The organism is Acidibrevibacterium fodinaquatile (assembly GCF_003352165.1).
In the GTDB taxonomy this organism is placed as follows: domain Bacteria; phylum Pseudomonadota; class Alphaproteobacteria; order Acetobacterales; family Acetobacteraceae; genus Acidibrevibacterium; species Acidibrevibacterium fodinaquatile.
The window spans coordinates 2,547,814-2,561,064 of record NZ_CP029176.1; the positions used below are offsets into that span (position 1 = coordinate 2,547,814).

Consider the following 13,251-nt stretch of genomic DNA (forward strand, 5'->3'; position numbering starts at 1 on the left):
AGCGGTTCTTTTTTGAAAAAAAGAACCAAAAAACTTTTCCCTTTTGGACAGCGCCTGCGGCGCTGTCCGGGGATAAGAGTTTTTTTCTTGTTTTTATGAAGTCAAAAGACGATTTTTTATTTTGGGGCTGGCCGAAACGCTCCCGGCGGGATGAAGCCGGGTTCGACATAGGCAAAATAAAGCGCGTCGAGCTGCGCCCAGAGGACATCGGTCTTGAAGCGGAGTGCGGCTAACACCGCCGCTTGCTGCTCGGGCGTGCGCGCATGTTCCTGGACATAGGCAAGGGCGAAGCGGCAGTCGCGCGGCGCCTGATCGAGGCGTTTGCGGAAATAAGCGACGAGTTCGTCGCTGATGAAATCATAATGTTCGAGCATCCCGGCGATACGCTCGGCGTGAATCGCGGGCGCGAAGAGTTCGGTGAGCGAGGACGCGATCGCTTCCAGCGTCGGGCGCTCATAAACGAAACGCACATAAGCCTCGACCGCGAATTTCGTCGCCGGCAGCGCGCCTTCCTGCGAAATCACATAGGCGCGGTCGAGCTTCAGCCCGTCGGTGAGCTTGAGCCAACGCTCGATGCCGCCGCTGTCGGCGTCGATGCCGTCATGGTCGTGAATGCGATGGATCCATTCGCGCCGCAACGCGCGATCCTCGAGCCGCGCCATGAGCGCCGCGTCTTTGCGCGGAATCGCCGCCTGATAGACATAGCGGTTGAGCGCCCAGGCCTGTACCTGCCCGAAATTCATCCGCCCGCCATGCAGCATTTTATGGAAGGGATGGAGATTGTGATAGCGCTCCTCACCAATTTTGCGGAGCGCACGCTCCAGCGCCTCGGGACTCATCACGTCAGTCATGAAAATGCGTTCTCCTGGACGTTGCCGGCACATCTTCCGGGGGACAGGAGCGGGCGGCCTTGATCCAGATCAAACCGCGCGACGAGAAGGAGATGCCGATTTGCGCAGGAGAAGCCGGGTCGCGCCAGGGTTGGCCGGATGCGGGTGAGCGGCGGCGAGCACAAGCGGGCGAAGTGTCGGCAAGTTCAGCCAATGCGGCAATTCGCGCCGGATCGCGCCGCCCTCGGCGCCGCTGCCACGCCCGGTGATGATCTCGATGCAGCGCCATCGTTCCGCCCGCGCCGCGGCCACGGCGTCGAGCAAGACACGATGCGCCTCAGCCAGCGTCAGGCCATGAAGATCGAAAACCCGCGCCGGCTTGAGCCGGCCTGAGCGCAGCCGCTCCCAGGTCGCGCCATCAAGCCCGGGCGGCGCGACCCCGATCGCAAGCAAAGAGAGCGGCGGCGGGCGGCGGGGCAGAGGCTCAGGGATGATCCGCGCCGGAGCCGCCGGCGCCGGCGGCCCGGGCGATGGCATTACCGGTGGCGTTTCTCGCAACAGCGGTGGCGCGCGGCCGCGAAGCGGGCGGATCGTCTCGACAAACGCCGCCCAGAGCGCGAGATCGGCCTCGCTCAGCCCGCGCCCGCGTGACATGTCACGGGGCGTCTCCCGCGCCATCGCCGTGCGGGGCAGCGCTTTCCGGCGCTAATTTGGCCTCGGCGTCGTCTTCGAGCAGCAGGATATGCAGCCGCCGCGGCCCGTGCGCGCCGAGTTCCAGCGTCTGCTCGATATCCGCCGAGCGCGACGGCCCGGTCACCAGCATGACGTTGCGCGGCATGAAGCCGCCGGTCAACGGGTCGGTCCGCTCGGCGCGGAGCAGATCCCACGCCTCCTCATAAGCGCCGACGATGCGGCTCGCACGGAGCAGAACCAGCGCGGTATCGGCGAGGAGATTGACCGTCGTCGGCCGCTCCGGCGCCGCCGGCAGCATCAGCGTGCCGGTCTCGGCGACGGCCGCGAAACCCTGCTGGAGACTGACGAGGTCGCTCGCTTCGGCGCGCCCGGCGCGGAGCTTGAGCAGCGGCCGCGCCGACCAGGGGATCGCCTGCAACTCGGGATGCGGCGCCATGACGATCTCGGAGGGCAGATTCTGCTGCGCGAGATAATCGGCGATCGCGCCGGGCACCGCCTCCGCGTCGGGTAGACGGGCGACGCTGCCGAATTCCTTCTCGACATTAGCGATGAAGAGCGCGACCTGGCCGGCGCGCGAAAGCCGCGAGCGGGCGGGAATGAGATGACGGGGATGGGCGTCAAGGCGCCCGCGCAGCATCGCCGCCTGATCCGCGGGCAGGGGACCGCGGCGAAGATGGCGGCGAATGGCGCCGAGAATGGCTTCGCGAGAACTCACGACGCGCCCCGCTGGCGCCGCTGTTCCTTCGCATAGCGGGCGAAAAAGGTCTCACCCTCCGGCGTCGGCAGATCGCGCCCGGCGGTCCAGCCGCCGGCGAAAGGAAGGCGCGAAAGCCGCCCACGCCGGCGCCCAAGCCAGCCGAGGACGCCAGCGCCGATCCGCGTTGCCAGCCGGTAAAGCCCCGGGCGGCGCGCGAAAAAGCCCCAGAGCGCGAGATTGGTGCGAACCGTGCTTGGCGTCAGATGGCGTTCGAACTCGCGCTCGCGCCAATGGCGCATCATCTTCGGCAGCGGGATCTTCACCGGGCAGACGCTTTCGCATTTGCCGCAGAAGGTCGAGGCGTTGGGGAGATTGCCGGCCTGATCGACGCCGATCAGGGTCGGCGTCAGCACCGCCCCCATCGGCCCCGGATAGACCCAGCCATAAGCGTGGCCGCCGACGACGTTATAGACCGGGCAATGGTTCATGCAGGCGGCGCAGCGGATGCAGCGCAGCATGTCCTGGAACTCGGTGCCGAGCATGGCGCTGCGGCCATTATCGAGCAGGATGACGTGGTATTCCTCCGGCCCGTCGAGATCGCCCGGACGGCGCACACCGGTCGAGAAGGTGGTATAGACCGAGAAATCCTGCCCCGTCGCCGAGCGCGCCAGCAGACGCAGCATGTTGGTCGCGTCCTCCAGCGTCGGCACCATTTTTTCGATGCTGGCAAGCACGATATGAACGCGCGGCAGGGTCTGGGTCAGATCGCCATTGCCCTCGTTGGTGACGATGACCGAGGAACCGGTCTCGGCGATCAGGAAATTGGCGCCGGTGATGCCGACATCGGCGGCGAGGAAGCGGGCGCGGAGCTTGGTGCGTGCCTCGGTCAGGATGTCGCGGCGCTCGTGAAAGACGCGGTCGGCGGGGAGATCGGTGTGGGAGCGGCGGAAGCTCTCCTCCCAATCCTCGCGGTTGAGGTGAAAGGCCGGGCCGATGATATGGCTCGGCGGTTCATGGCGGAGCTGGAGGATATATTCGCCGAGATCGGTTTCGATCGGGGTGATGCCGTGCTGCTCGAGATGCTCGTTGATCCCGAGTTCTTCGGAAATCATCGATTTGCCCTTGGTCACGGTCTTTGCGCCGGCGCGCTCGCAAATGCCGAGAACGGCGGCGCGGGCTTCATCGGCGGTCGCGCACCAATGCACTTGGCCACCGGCGCGCTCGACATTCGCCGCCCAGGTTTCGAGATAGAAATCGAGATGGGCGAGGGTGTGGTTCTTGATCTCGCGGCCGATGTCGCGCAGCTGCTCGAATTCCGGCAAGGCGGCGACCGCTTTCGCGCGCTTGCCGTGAAATTGCGGCTTAGTGCGCGCCAGCGCCTTTTGCAGGCCGACATCGGCGATCGCCTTGCGGGCATTTTCCTTGAAGGCGGGCGAGGTCGAGAGCATGTCGCGTTTCCCTGTCTTTTTCGCCTGGCTTTTCAGCCGGCTTCGCCGATCGGCGGCACAGCAGCGGTCATGCCGGCAAGAACCTCGGCGACGTGGCGCACCTTGACGGCGCTCCCTTCCCGCTTCAGCCGCCCGGCCATGTTGAGGAGGCAGCCGAGATCGCCGGCAAGCAGCGTCTCGGCGCCGCTCTGGGCGATGTCGGCGGCCTTGTCGGCGACCATGCGGGTGGAGATTTCCGGGTATTTGACGCAGAACGTGCCACCGAAGCCACAGCAAACCTCGGGGTCAGCCATTTCCTTGACCGTCGCGCCGAGGGCTTCGAGGAGACGGCGCGGCTGCGCCTTGATGCCGAGTTCGCGGAGCCCCGAGCAGCTATCATGATACGTGACGGTGCCGGAGAAGGCGCCGGCAACCCGATCCAACCCCATGACATCGGTGAGAAAGCTCACTAGCTCATGGGTGCGCTCGGCCAAGGCTTCGGCGCGGGCGCGGAGATTGGGGTCGTCCTCGAACAGGGTCGGCAGATGATGGCGCAGCATCCCGCCGCACGACCCCGAGGGAACAACCACGTAATCATAGCCGCCAAAGGCATCGAGAATGGCACGGGCGAGGTCGCGCGCGGTCTCGCGGTCGCCGGAATTATAAGCCGGCTGGCCGCAGCAGGTCTGAGCCCGTGGCACCTCGACCTGGCAGCCCGCCTGTTCGAGCAGGCGGATGGCGGCGAACCCCACCGTCGGCCGATGCAGATCGACGAGGCAGGTGACGAACAGCGCGACGCGCGGACTGGCTTGCAACATGGCGCCACTCTAGCCGAGAGAGCGGCGCCGGCGAAAGGGGCCGCGTCGTCCGGCGGTCATGGCGTCGCGCCGGCGTTCACCTGGGCGATCCAATCGCCGAGATTATAGTGAACGCTGATGCGCGCGACCTTGCCGTCACGGATCTCGAAGAAAGCGCCGGCGGGAAGGATGTAGCGCTGGCCACTCGCCGGCGCGGTGCCGGGCGGAACGCCGGGGTCGGTTGCGAGATAGGTGCCGTGGACGACGAATTCCGCCGCCGCCCGCCGCCCGTCCGGCGTGGTCATGACGACGATGTCCTCGATCCGTTCGCGATAGCAGCGGTCCATGTGCTCGAGAAAGCGGGCAAAGGCAGCGCGCCCGATCTCGCGCTCGCCTTGGCTTACGTCATGGATCACGTCCTCGGCGAGGAGAGCGAGAAAACCCGCCCGGTCGCCGCGATTGAAGGCATCGTAATACTCGCGGATCAGCGGCTCGGTCGTCGTCGCGGTCATCGTCGTCCTTTCTTTCCGCAAGGCGCTCGCCTTGCCGGGCCCGGGCTTCGCCCCTATGGTGCGCGCCATCTGACGCCCTGCCCCCAATTCGTCAATGGAGCCCATGGCCGCGCCGAGCTTTCAGGAGCTGATCCTTCGCCTGCATGACTACTGGTCGCGGCAGGGTTGTCTCATTTTACAGCCTTATGACATGGAGGTCGGCGCCGGCACGTTTCACCCGGCGACGACGCTGCGGGCACTCGGCGAAAAACCCTGGCGGGCGGCCTATGTGCAGCCCTCCCGCCGCCCGAGTGACGGGCGCTATGGCGAGAATCCGAACCGCTTGCAGCACTATTATCAGTATCAGGTGATTTTGAAGCCGAGCCCGGCCGATCCGCAGGCGCTTTTGCTCGAAAGCTATCGCGCCCTCGGGATCGACCCTCAGCGGCACGATATCCGCTTCGTCGAAGATGATTGGGAGAGCCCGACGCTCGGCGCCTGGGGGCTCGGCTGGGAGGTTTGGTGCGACGGGATGGAGGTGACGCAGTTCACCTATTTCCAGCAGGTCGGCGGGATCGGGTGCGCGCTCCCCAGCGCCGAGCTGACCTATGGGCTGGAGCGCCTTGCGATGTATGTCCAGGGCGTCGAAAACGTTTTTGACCTCGACTTCAACGGCGCCGGCGTCACCTATGGCGATGTCTTTTTGCGCGCCGAGCGCGACTATTCGCGGCATAATTTCGAACTCGCCGACACCGCGATGCTGGCGCGCCATTTTGCCGACGCGGAAGCCGAATGCGCCCGGCTCGCCGAGGCCGGGGTCGCGCAGCCGGCCTATGACCAGTGCATCAAGGCGAGCCATCTTTTCAATCTGCTCGACGCGCGCGGCGTAATCAGCGTTGCCGAGCGCGCCGCCTATATCGGGCGCGTCCGGGCGCTCGCCAAACGCTGCGCCGAGGCGTGGCTCGCTGGCGAGGGCGCATAATGCCGGCGTTTTTTCTGGAACTCTTCTCCGAGGAAATCCCGGCGCGGCTGCAGCAGCGCGGCGCCGAGACCCTCGCGCGCCTGATCGCCGAGGCATTGGCGCCGCTGATGCCGGGTGTTCCAACGCTGTTCTGGGGGCCGCGGCGGATCGCGCTCGCGGTCGAGGTCCGGGGCGAGGTCGCGGCGCGCGAGAGCGCCGAGCGTGGGCCGCGTTTGAGCGCGCCGGAGGCAGCGCTCGGGGGCTTCCTTCGCAAGCACGGCGCGGTGCGCGAGGATTTGGTGGCCGAGGGTGATTATTGGGTGCTGCGCCGGACCATTCCCGGCCAATCCGCCGCCGAAGTGATCGCCGGGGCGATGCCCGGTCTGCTCTGGCGCTTTCCATGGCCGAAATCGATGCGCTGGGGCGGCAAGAGCGGGTTCACCTGGGTGCGGCCGCTCCGCCGCATCCTTGCCCTGCTCGATGGCGAAGTGGTGCGGTTCGATCTGCGCCAGGGCGAGGATGACGGGCACGGGCTGGTCTCGGGCAACGAGACCGAGGGGCATCGCTTCATGGCGCCGGGCGCTTTCGCCGTCCACGGCGCCGAGGCGTGGCAGAATACGTTGCGGGAACGCTTCGTCATCGCCGATCCCGCCGAGCGCCGCCGCCTGATCGAAGACGGTATCGCCAGGGTCGCGCAGGCGAAGGGTCTGAGCGTCGTCCCCGATGAAGGTTTGCTCGAGGAAGTGACCGGCCTCGTCGAATGGCCGGTCGCCCTCCTCGGGACGATCGATGCTGCGTTCATGGACCTTCCCCCCGAGGTCCGCCAGGTCTCGATGCGCGTCAATCAGCGCTATTTCGCGTTGCGCGATGCGGACGGCGCGCCGGCGCCGCATTTCGCTTTCATCGCCAATATCGCGGCGGAGGATGAGGGTGCTGCGATCATCGCCGGCAATGAACGGGTGCTGCGCGCGCGGCTTTCGGATGCGCGGCATTTTTATGATCTCGACCGGCGGGTGCGGCTGGAGAGCCGGGTGGAAGGGCTGAAAGCCGTCACCTTCCACGCCAAGCTCGGCACGCAGTATGAGCGCGCGCAGCGCCTCGCGCGCCTGGCTGGGCTTCTGCTGCCGATGGTCAAAGATTCCTCGGCCCCAGAAGACCCGTTCAACATAGATAAAGGGTACGCCGAACGCGCCGGGCTGCTCGCGAAAGCCGATCTCACCACCGGGATGGTCGGCGAATTTCCCGAACTTCAAGGCGTGATGGGCTATTATTACGCGCGGCATGATGGCGAACACAATGAGATCGCCTTAGCCATCCGCGATCATTATCTGCCCAAAAGCGGTTCCGATCCGGTGCCCCCCATGAATTATGCCGCGCGCGCTGTCGCGCTCGCCGACAAGATCGACCAACTTGCCGGCTTTTTCGCGATTGGCGAAAAGCCGACCGGCGCAGGTGATCCCTACGCCCTCCGCCGTGCGGCTCTGGGCATCATTCAGATCATTCGGAAATTCGCGCTGGAGTTTTTCTCTCTTCGCGAAGCCTTGGAGCAGGCCGCGCAAGGTCTCGGGATCGCGGTTCCCATCGATGACATCATCACCTTCGTCGTCGAGCGGCTGCGGGTTCAACTGCGCTCGGAAGGCGGACGCCATGACGTTCTCGCCGCTGTCTTCGCTGCATCTGCCGACGATAATATCTTCCGGTTGCTGGCTCGTGCCTTTTTGATCACCAGATTTCTTGCTAGCGATAACGGCGCCAATCTGCTCGTGGCGTACCGTCGTGCCGCCAATATTCTCCGCATCGAAGACAGGAAAGACGGCCCGCACACCGGACAAGTCAAACAATCTCTTTTCAAAACCGATGAGGAGCCGGCTCTCTTTCGTACTCTGGTCGATTTCGAGAAAAGAGCCGGGCTGGGCGCATCGTATCAGTCAGAATCCTGGCTCGGCCAAATCGTGCATGATCTCGCCCTTCTTCGCCCGCCGATCGATGCCTTCTTCGAGAAAGTCACCGTCAACGACCCCGATCCCGCCTTGCGCCGCAATCGGTTGAGGCTTCTTTCTCGCATCCGTGATACGATGAACCGCTTCGCCGATTTCTCGCTCATCGAAGGCTGAGGGAAAAATGTTCTTTTTTGAAAAAAGAACCAAAAAACTTTTATCCGTTGCCGCAGTGCCCGCGGCGTTGTTACTCCAAGAGAACGGAAGAAAGTCTTTTTGCTTCTTTTTCTTCAGAAAAAGAAGAATTCTCTCCCCTACACGACATAAAACCCTAAGGAGGGCCGCACCATGACCCAGTGGGTGTATAGTTTTGGCGCCGGCCACAATGAAGGCCGCGCCGAGATGCGTGATCTGCTTGGCGGCAAGGGCGCCAATCTCGCCGAAATGGCCGCGATCGGCCTGCCGGTACCGCCGGGCTTTACCATCACCACCGCGGTCTGCACGGAGTTTTACAAGAATGACCGCCGCTATCCCGAGGCGCTGGCCGGGCAGGTGCGAGCAGCACTCGCGCGCGTCGAGCAGGCGACGGGGCGGACATTCGGTGACCGGCACAAGCCGCTTTTGGTCTCGGTGCGTTCGGGGGCGCGGGTTTCGATGCCGGGGATGATGGATACCGTCCTCAATCTCGGCCTCAATGACGCAACCGTCGAGGGGCTGACCAATGCCTCCGGTGATGCCCGCTTCGCCTGGGACAGCTATCGGCGGTTCATTCAGATGTATGGCTCTGTCGTGCTCGGCGTCGATCATCACCGGTTTGAGGAAATCATCGAGCATGTGAAGCTCGACGAGGACGCGACCGAGGATACCGCGCTCACCGCGCAGGACTGGCATCGTGTGGTGGCCGCTTACAAGGACATGATCGAGGAGGAGACGAAAAAACCCTTCCCGCAGGACCCCGAGGATCAGCTCTGGGGGGCGATCGGGGCGGTGTTCGGGAGCTGGATGAACCCGCGCGCCATCACCTATCGGCGGCTGCATGACATTCCCGCCGAATGGGGCACGGCGGTGAATGTGCAGGCGATGGTGTTCGGCAATATGGGCAATGATTGCGCAACCGGCGTCTGCTTCACCCGCAACCCCTCGACCGGCGAGAACGTGTTTTACGGCGAATTCCTGGTCAATGCGCAGGGCGAAGACGTGGTGGCCGGCATCCGCACGCCGCAGCCGCTCTCAGAAGCGCAAGCGAAGCCGGGCGAGACCAGTATGGAACGCGCCCTGCCGGCGGCGTACAAGGAATTGCTGCACGTCCGCGAAACCCTGGAAAAACACTACCAGGACATGCAGGACATCGAATTCACCGTCGAAAAAAACAAGCTCTACATGCTGCAAACGCGAAGCGGCAAGCGGACGGCGGCGGCGAGCCTCCGGATCGCGGTCGAGATGGCGCAGGACGGATTGATCGACGAGAAGGAGGCGGTGCGCCGCGTCAATCCCGCCTCCCTCGATCAGCTCCTGCACCCGACGCTGGACCCGAAAGCAGCGCGCCAAGTCTTCGCCAAGGGCCTGCCGGCGAGCCCGGGGGCGGCGGTTGGCGCCGTCGTGTTCAGCGCCGACGAGGCCGAAAGCCGCGCCGCCAAGGGTGAAGCGGTCATTCTGGTGCGCATCGAAACCAGCCCCGAGGATATCCACGGGATGCACGCCGCGCGTGGCATTCTGACGACGCGCGGCGGCATGACCAGCCATGCGGCGGTTGTCGCGCGGGGGATGGGCCGGCCCTGTGTCGCCGGCGCCGGCGGCATCGCCGTCGATTACGGGGCGCAGACGCTCTCGGCCGGCGGGCGTATGGTGCGCGCCGGCGAGACCATCACGCTGGACGGCGCCAGCGGCGAGGTGTTCGTCGGCGCCATGCCGATGATCGAGCCCCAGCTCTCGGGCGATTTCGCCGTGCTGATGGGCTGGGCGGATAGCCATCGCCGGCTCAAGGTGCGGGCCAATGCCGAAACGCCGCTGGACGCCGAAACCGCGCGCAAATTCGGCGCCGAGGGTATCGGGCTCTGCCGCACCGAGCATATGTTCTTCGACCCGGCACGGATCGGCGCGGTGCGCCAGATGATCATGGCCCATGACGAGGCCGGGCGGCGGGCGGCGCTGGAGAGGCTGTTGCCCTTCCAACGCCAGGATTTCGTCGCCCTCTTTCGCATCATGGCGGGGCTTCCGGTCACCATCCGGCTGCTCGATCCGCCGCTTCATGAATTTCTCCCGCATGGCGCGCAGGAGATCGCCGAGGTCGCGAGCGCGCTCGGCCAGGACGTCGCGGCGATGGAGCGGCGGGTCGCCGAACTCGCCGAGGCCAATCCGATGCTCGGCCATCGCGGCTGCCGCCTCGGAATTTCGTATCCCGAGATCTACGAGATGCAGGCCCGCGCGATTTTCGAGGGGGCGCTCGCGGTCGCCGAGGAAACCGGCGCCGCGCCCGTGCCGGAGATCATGATCCCGCTGGTCGGGACGCGGCGCGAGCTTGAGATCACCCGCGCTCAGATCGAGCGCGTGGCGGGTGAGGTGTTCGCCGCCGCTGGCCGCACCCTCACCTACTCGATCGGCACCATGATCGAGCTGCCGCGCGCCGCCTTGATCGCAGATGCGATCGCCGAGAGCGCCGATTTCTTCAGCTTCGGCACCAATGATTTGACGCAGACCACCTTTGGCCTCTCGCGCGATGACGCCGGGAAATTTCTCCCCCATTACGTCGAAAGCGGCATCTTGCCGAAGGATCCGTTCGTTTCGCTCGATATCGAGGGGGTCGGCGCGCTGGTGCGCATGGCGACGAAAAAGGGGCGGCGCGTCAAGCCGGCGATCAAGCTCGGCATTTGCGGCGAGCATGGCGGCGATCCGGCCTCCATCGCGTTTTGCGAGAGTGTCGGCCTCGATTACGTCTCCTGCAGCCCGTATCGGGTGCCGGTCGCGCGGCTCGCGGCGGCGCAAGCGGCGCTCGGCGCCAAGGGCGATCGCACCGCCTGAGCAGGGAGGGGCAGTCAATGCCGGAGGGTCGCCTTGTCATCGGGTCGCGGCGCTATTCCTCATGGTCGCTGCGCGGCTGGCTTGCGGTGCGTCTCGCTGGCCTCGCGGTCGAGGAGGTGGTGATCCCGGTCTCAGGCACCGGGGCGACGCCGGCGATCAGGGCGGCCTCGCCGAGCGGCCTCGTCCCCTATCTCGAGCATCGCGGCCACGCGATCTGGGAGTCGCTCGCGATCGCCGAATACTGCGCCGAGATCGAACCCGCGCTGTGGCCCGAGGACAGCATCGCCCGCGCCCATGCGCGCGCGATCAGCGCCGAGATGCATGCTGGTTTCCGGGCGCTGCGGCAAAGCTTGCCGATGAATCTCGGCCGCCATGCGCCGGGGTTCGGCCAAAACGACGAGGTGCGCGCCGATATTGCGCGGATCGAGGCGATCTGGGGCGAGACGCGGGCACGATTCGGCGCCGGCGGCGCGTTCCTGTTCGGTGAACACTTCACGATCGCAGATGCGATGTATGCGCCGGTCGTCGCGCGGTTTCTGAGCTATGAGCCACCGCTCGGCCCGGCCAGCCGCGCTTACGCCGCCGCCATCCGCGCCTATCCGCTGATCGCGGCGTGGTACGAGGCCGCTGCCGCCGAACCTGTGGCCTGGCGCATCGCCAAATACGAGGCCGACCCGGCTTGAACTGCCGCAGACCTGCCGCCACATGCGAGCGAGTGCGCCACCCGGAAGTGGGAGACAGCCATGACCAATGAAGAACGCGACATCATTTCCCGCTTCATCGCCCGTATCGCCGGCGCTGAGAGTAGCGGCTTCGCGGGCTCGGTCCCGGCGACGGCGTCGGCATTGCCGCCGATCGACCCGGAAGCCGATGCGCTGATCGCCGAGTTGTTCACGCGCTATCCGGCGGCGCGTTATCGCATCACCCAGACCGCTTTTGTGCAAGAACATGCGCTCGCCGAAGCGCAGAACCGCATCCGCCAGCTCCAAGCCGATCTCGAACAGGCGCGCGGGCAGGCGCAAGCGGCCGCGGCGCCATCCCGCCCAAGCGGCTTTTTCGGTGGCATGTTCGGCGGTGGGCAGGCGCAAGCGCCGGGGCCACAGCCGGCCTATGCGCCGCCGCCCCCGCAATACCCGCCAAATTATCAGCCCGGGATGTTTCAGCGCCAAGGCTCGGGCTTTCTCGGCTCGGCGCTAACCACGGCGGCCGGTGTCGCCGGCGGCATGGTGGTCGGCAATGCGCTGATGGATCTTTTATCCCCCCGCCATGCCGAGGCCGGCGGCTTCGGGATGATGGAGCCGACCGCCTCGCCCTGGTCTGCGGGGCCGATGGGGGCGCCAGGCGCCACCCCGGAAGCGGCCAACCCCTGGAATAGTGTCGCCAATCAGCCGGAGCCTTCCGCCGGCTGGGATGCCGCCCAGAACGACGCCTCATTCGACGCTGTCAACGACGCCGCCGATGTGCCCGACGATACGAGCTTTGACGACACGTCTTTCGACGACATCTGACCACCCCGCCGTGCGCTATCCCGATCTCGATCTCGATCTGCTCCGCTCCTTCGTCGCGGTGGCCGGCGAAGGCAGCTTTACCGCCGCCGGCAACGCGCTCGGCCTCACGCAATCGGCGATCAGCCTCAAAATCAAGCGGCTCGAGGAGGTGGTCGGCAAGCGCGTTTTCGTCCGCACCAGCCGCAGCATCGCGCTCACCCGCGATGGTGAGCTATTGCTGGTCTATGCCCGTCGCCTGCTCGCGTTGAATGACGAGGCGGTGCGCCGGCTGATCACGCCGCCGATGAGCGGGCATTTGCGCCTCGGTGTCGCCGATCATTTCGTGCCGCAACACCTCGCGCCGATCCTCTCGCGCTTCGCCCGCACCTATCCCGAGGTGCGGCTCGAGGTCGAGGTCGGGCGCAGCCAGGAGTTGCGTGCCGCCTGCGAGAAGGGGCTGCTCGATCTCGCCATCGGCAAGCGGCGCGAGGGCGAAACCGCCGGCACGCCGATCTGGACCGAGACGCTCGCCTGGGTCGGCGCCGAGGATTTCACGCCCCCCGATCCGCGCGCCCGGCCGCTGCCGCTCGCCATGCTGCCGGCGGGTTGCATGTTCCGCGATCGCGCCCTCACCCTGCTCAGCCAAAACAATCTCGCGCATGAGATCGTCTATACCTCGGCGAGCCTGCTCGGGGTCATCGCCGCGGCGCAAGCGGGGTTTGCGATAACCGTGCTCGGCCGCTCCTCGCTGCCGCCGGATTTGCGCGAAATTCCCGGCCTGCCACCGCTCGGCACCGCCGAGATGGCGATTTTCGGCGATGCCGCCGGGCGAAGCGCCCTTGCCACGCCGCTGGTCGGCTTCATTCGCGAGAGTCTCGCGGCAACGCTCGGGTTGCGCCCGGCGGCGTAAAGC

12 protein-coding genes are annotated in these 13,251 nt (G+C 65.9%); 6 read left to right on the forward strand and 6 right to left on the reverse strand.

Going from position 1 to position 13,251, the window contains the following annotated elements; translation table 11 throughout:
• Positions 1-116 precede the first annotated feature (116 nt).
• From pqqC to DEF76_RS12170, 6 genes are all read right to left on the reverse strand, one after another.
• On the reverse strand, positions 117-851 hold the full coding sequence (gene pqqC, locus DEF76_RS12145) for a pyrroloquinoline-quinone synthase PqqC (protein WP_114912560.1): 735 nt from the start codon (positions 849-851) through the stop codon (positions 117-119).
• 69 nt (positions 852-920) lie between these two features.
• A complete protein-coding gene (locus tag DEF76_RS12150; protein WP_114913862.1) occupies positions 921-1,484 on the reverse strand; it encodes a Smr/MutS family protein in 564 nt (187 codons plus the stop codon).
• A gap of 1 nt (position 1,485) precedes the next feature.
• A complete protein-coding gene (locus tag DEF76_RS12155) occupies positions 1,486-2,238 on the reverse strand; it encodes a LutC/YkgG family protein (protein ID WP_240318996.1) in 753 nt (250 codons plus the stop codon).
• On the reverse strand, positions 2,235-3,668 hold the full coding sequence (locus DEF76_RS12160; RefSeq protein WP_114912561.1) for a LutB/LldF family L-lactate oxidation iron-sulfur protein: 1,434 nt from the start codon (positions 3,666-3,668) through the stop codon (positions 2,235-2,237). The genes DEF76_RS12155 and DEF76_RS12160 overlap by 4 nt, the downstream gene beginning before the upstream one ends.
• Before the next feature lie 32 nt (positions 3,669-3,700).
• Complete coding sequence (locus DEF76_RS12165; RefSeq protein WP_114912562.1) at positions 3,701-4,465, reverse strand: (Fe-S)-binding protein; 765 nt, start codon at positions 4,463-4,465, stop codon at positions 3,701-3,703.
• 56 nt (positions 4,466-4,521) lie between these two features.
• Positions 4,522-4,956: a ketosteroid isomerase-related protein gene (locus DEF76_RS12170; RefSeq protein ID WP_114913864.1), complete on the reverse strand. Its 435-nt coding sequence runs from the start codon at positions 4,954-4,956 to the stop codon at positions 4,522-4,524.
• 103 nt (positions 4,957-5,059) lie between these two features.
• Between DEF76_RS12170 and DEF76_RS12175 the strand changes: the two genes are divergently transcribed.
• The 6 genes from DEF76_RS12175 (at position 5,060) to DEF76_RS12200 (ending at position 13,248) form a co-directional block, all read left to right on the forward strand.
• Entirely contained in the window at positions 5,060-5,917 is an 858-nt protein-coding gene (locus DEF76_RS12175) for a glycine--tRNA ligase subunit alpha (RefSeq protein WP_240318997.1), read from the forward strand.
• Positions 5,917-8,010 carry a glycine--tRNA ligase subunit beta gene (glyS, locus tag DEF76_RS12180; protein WP_114912564.1) on the forward strand — a complete coding sequence of 698 codons (2,094 nt, stop codon included), beginning with the start codon at positions 5,917-5,919 and terminating at the stop codon, positions 8,008-8,010. Before DEF76_RS12175 ends, glyS begins: the two co-directional genes overlap by 1 nt.
• A 171-nt stretch (positions 8,011-8,181) precedes the next feature.
• Positions 8,182-10,851, forward strand: a complete 2,670-nt coding sequence (gene ppdK, locus DEF76_RS12185; protein ID WP_114912565.1) for a pyruvate, phosphate dikinase — start codon at positions 8,182-8,184, stop codon at positions 10,849-10,851.
• Positions 10,852-10,868: 17 nt separating this feature from the next.
• The gene (locus DEF76_RS12190) at positions 10,869-11,534 is read left to right on the forward strand and encodes a glutathione S-transferase family protein (RefSeq protein WP_114912566.1); all 666 of its coding nucleotides are present in this window, start codon (positions 10,869-10,871) and stop codon (positions 11,532-11,534) included.
• 60 nt (positions 11,535-11,594) lie between these two features.
• The gene (locus tag DEF76_RS12195) at positions 11,595-12,359 is read left to right on the forward strand and encodes a DUF2076 domain-containing protein (protein WP_114912567.1); all 765 of its coding nucleotides are present in this window, start codon (positions 11,595-11,597) and stop codon (positions 12,357-12,359) included.
• Positions 12,331-13,248: a LysR substrate-binding domain-containing protein gene (locus DEF76_RS12200; RefSeq protein WP_240318998.1), complete on the forward strand. Its 918-nt coding sequence runs from the start codon at positions 12,331-12,333 to the stop codon at positions 13,246-13,248. The genes DEF76_RS12195 and DEF76_RS12200 overlap by 29 nt, the downstream gene beginning before the upstream one ends.
• The last annotated feature ends 3 nt before the right edge of the window (positions 13,249-13,251 follow it).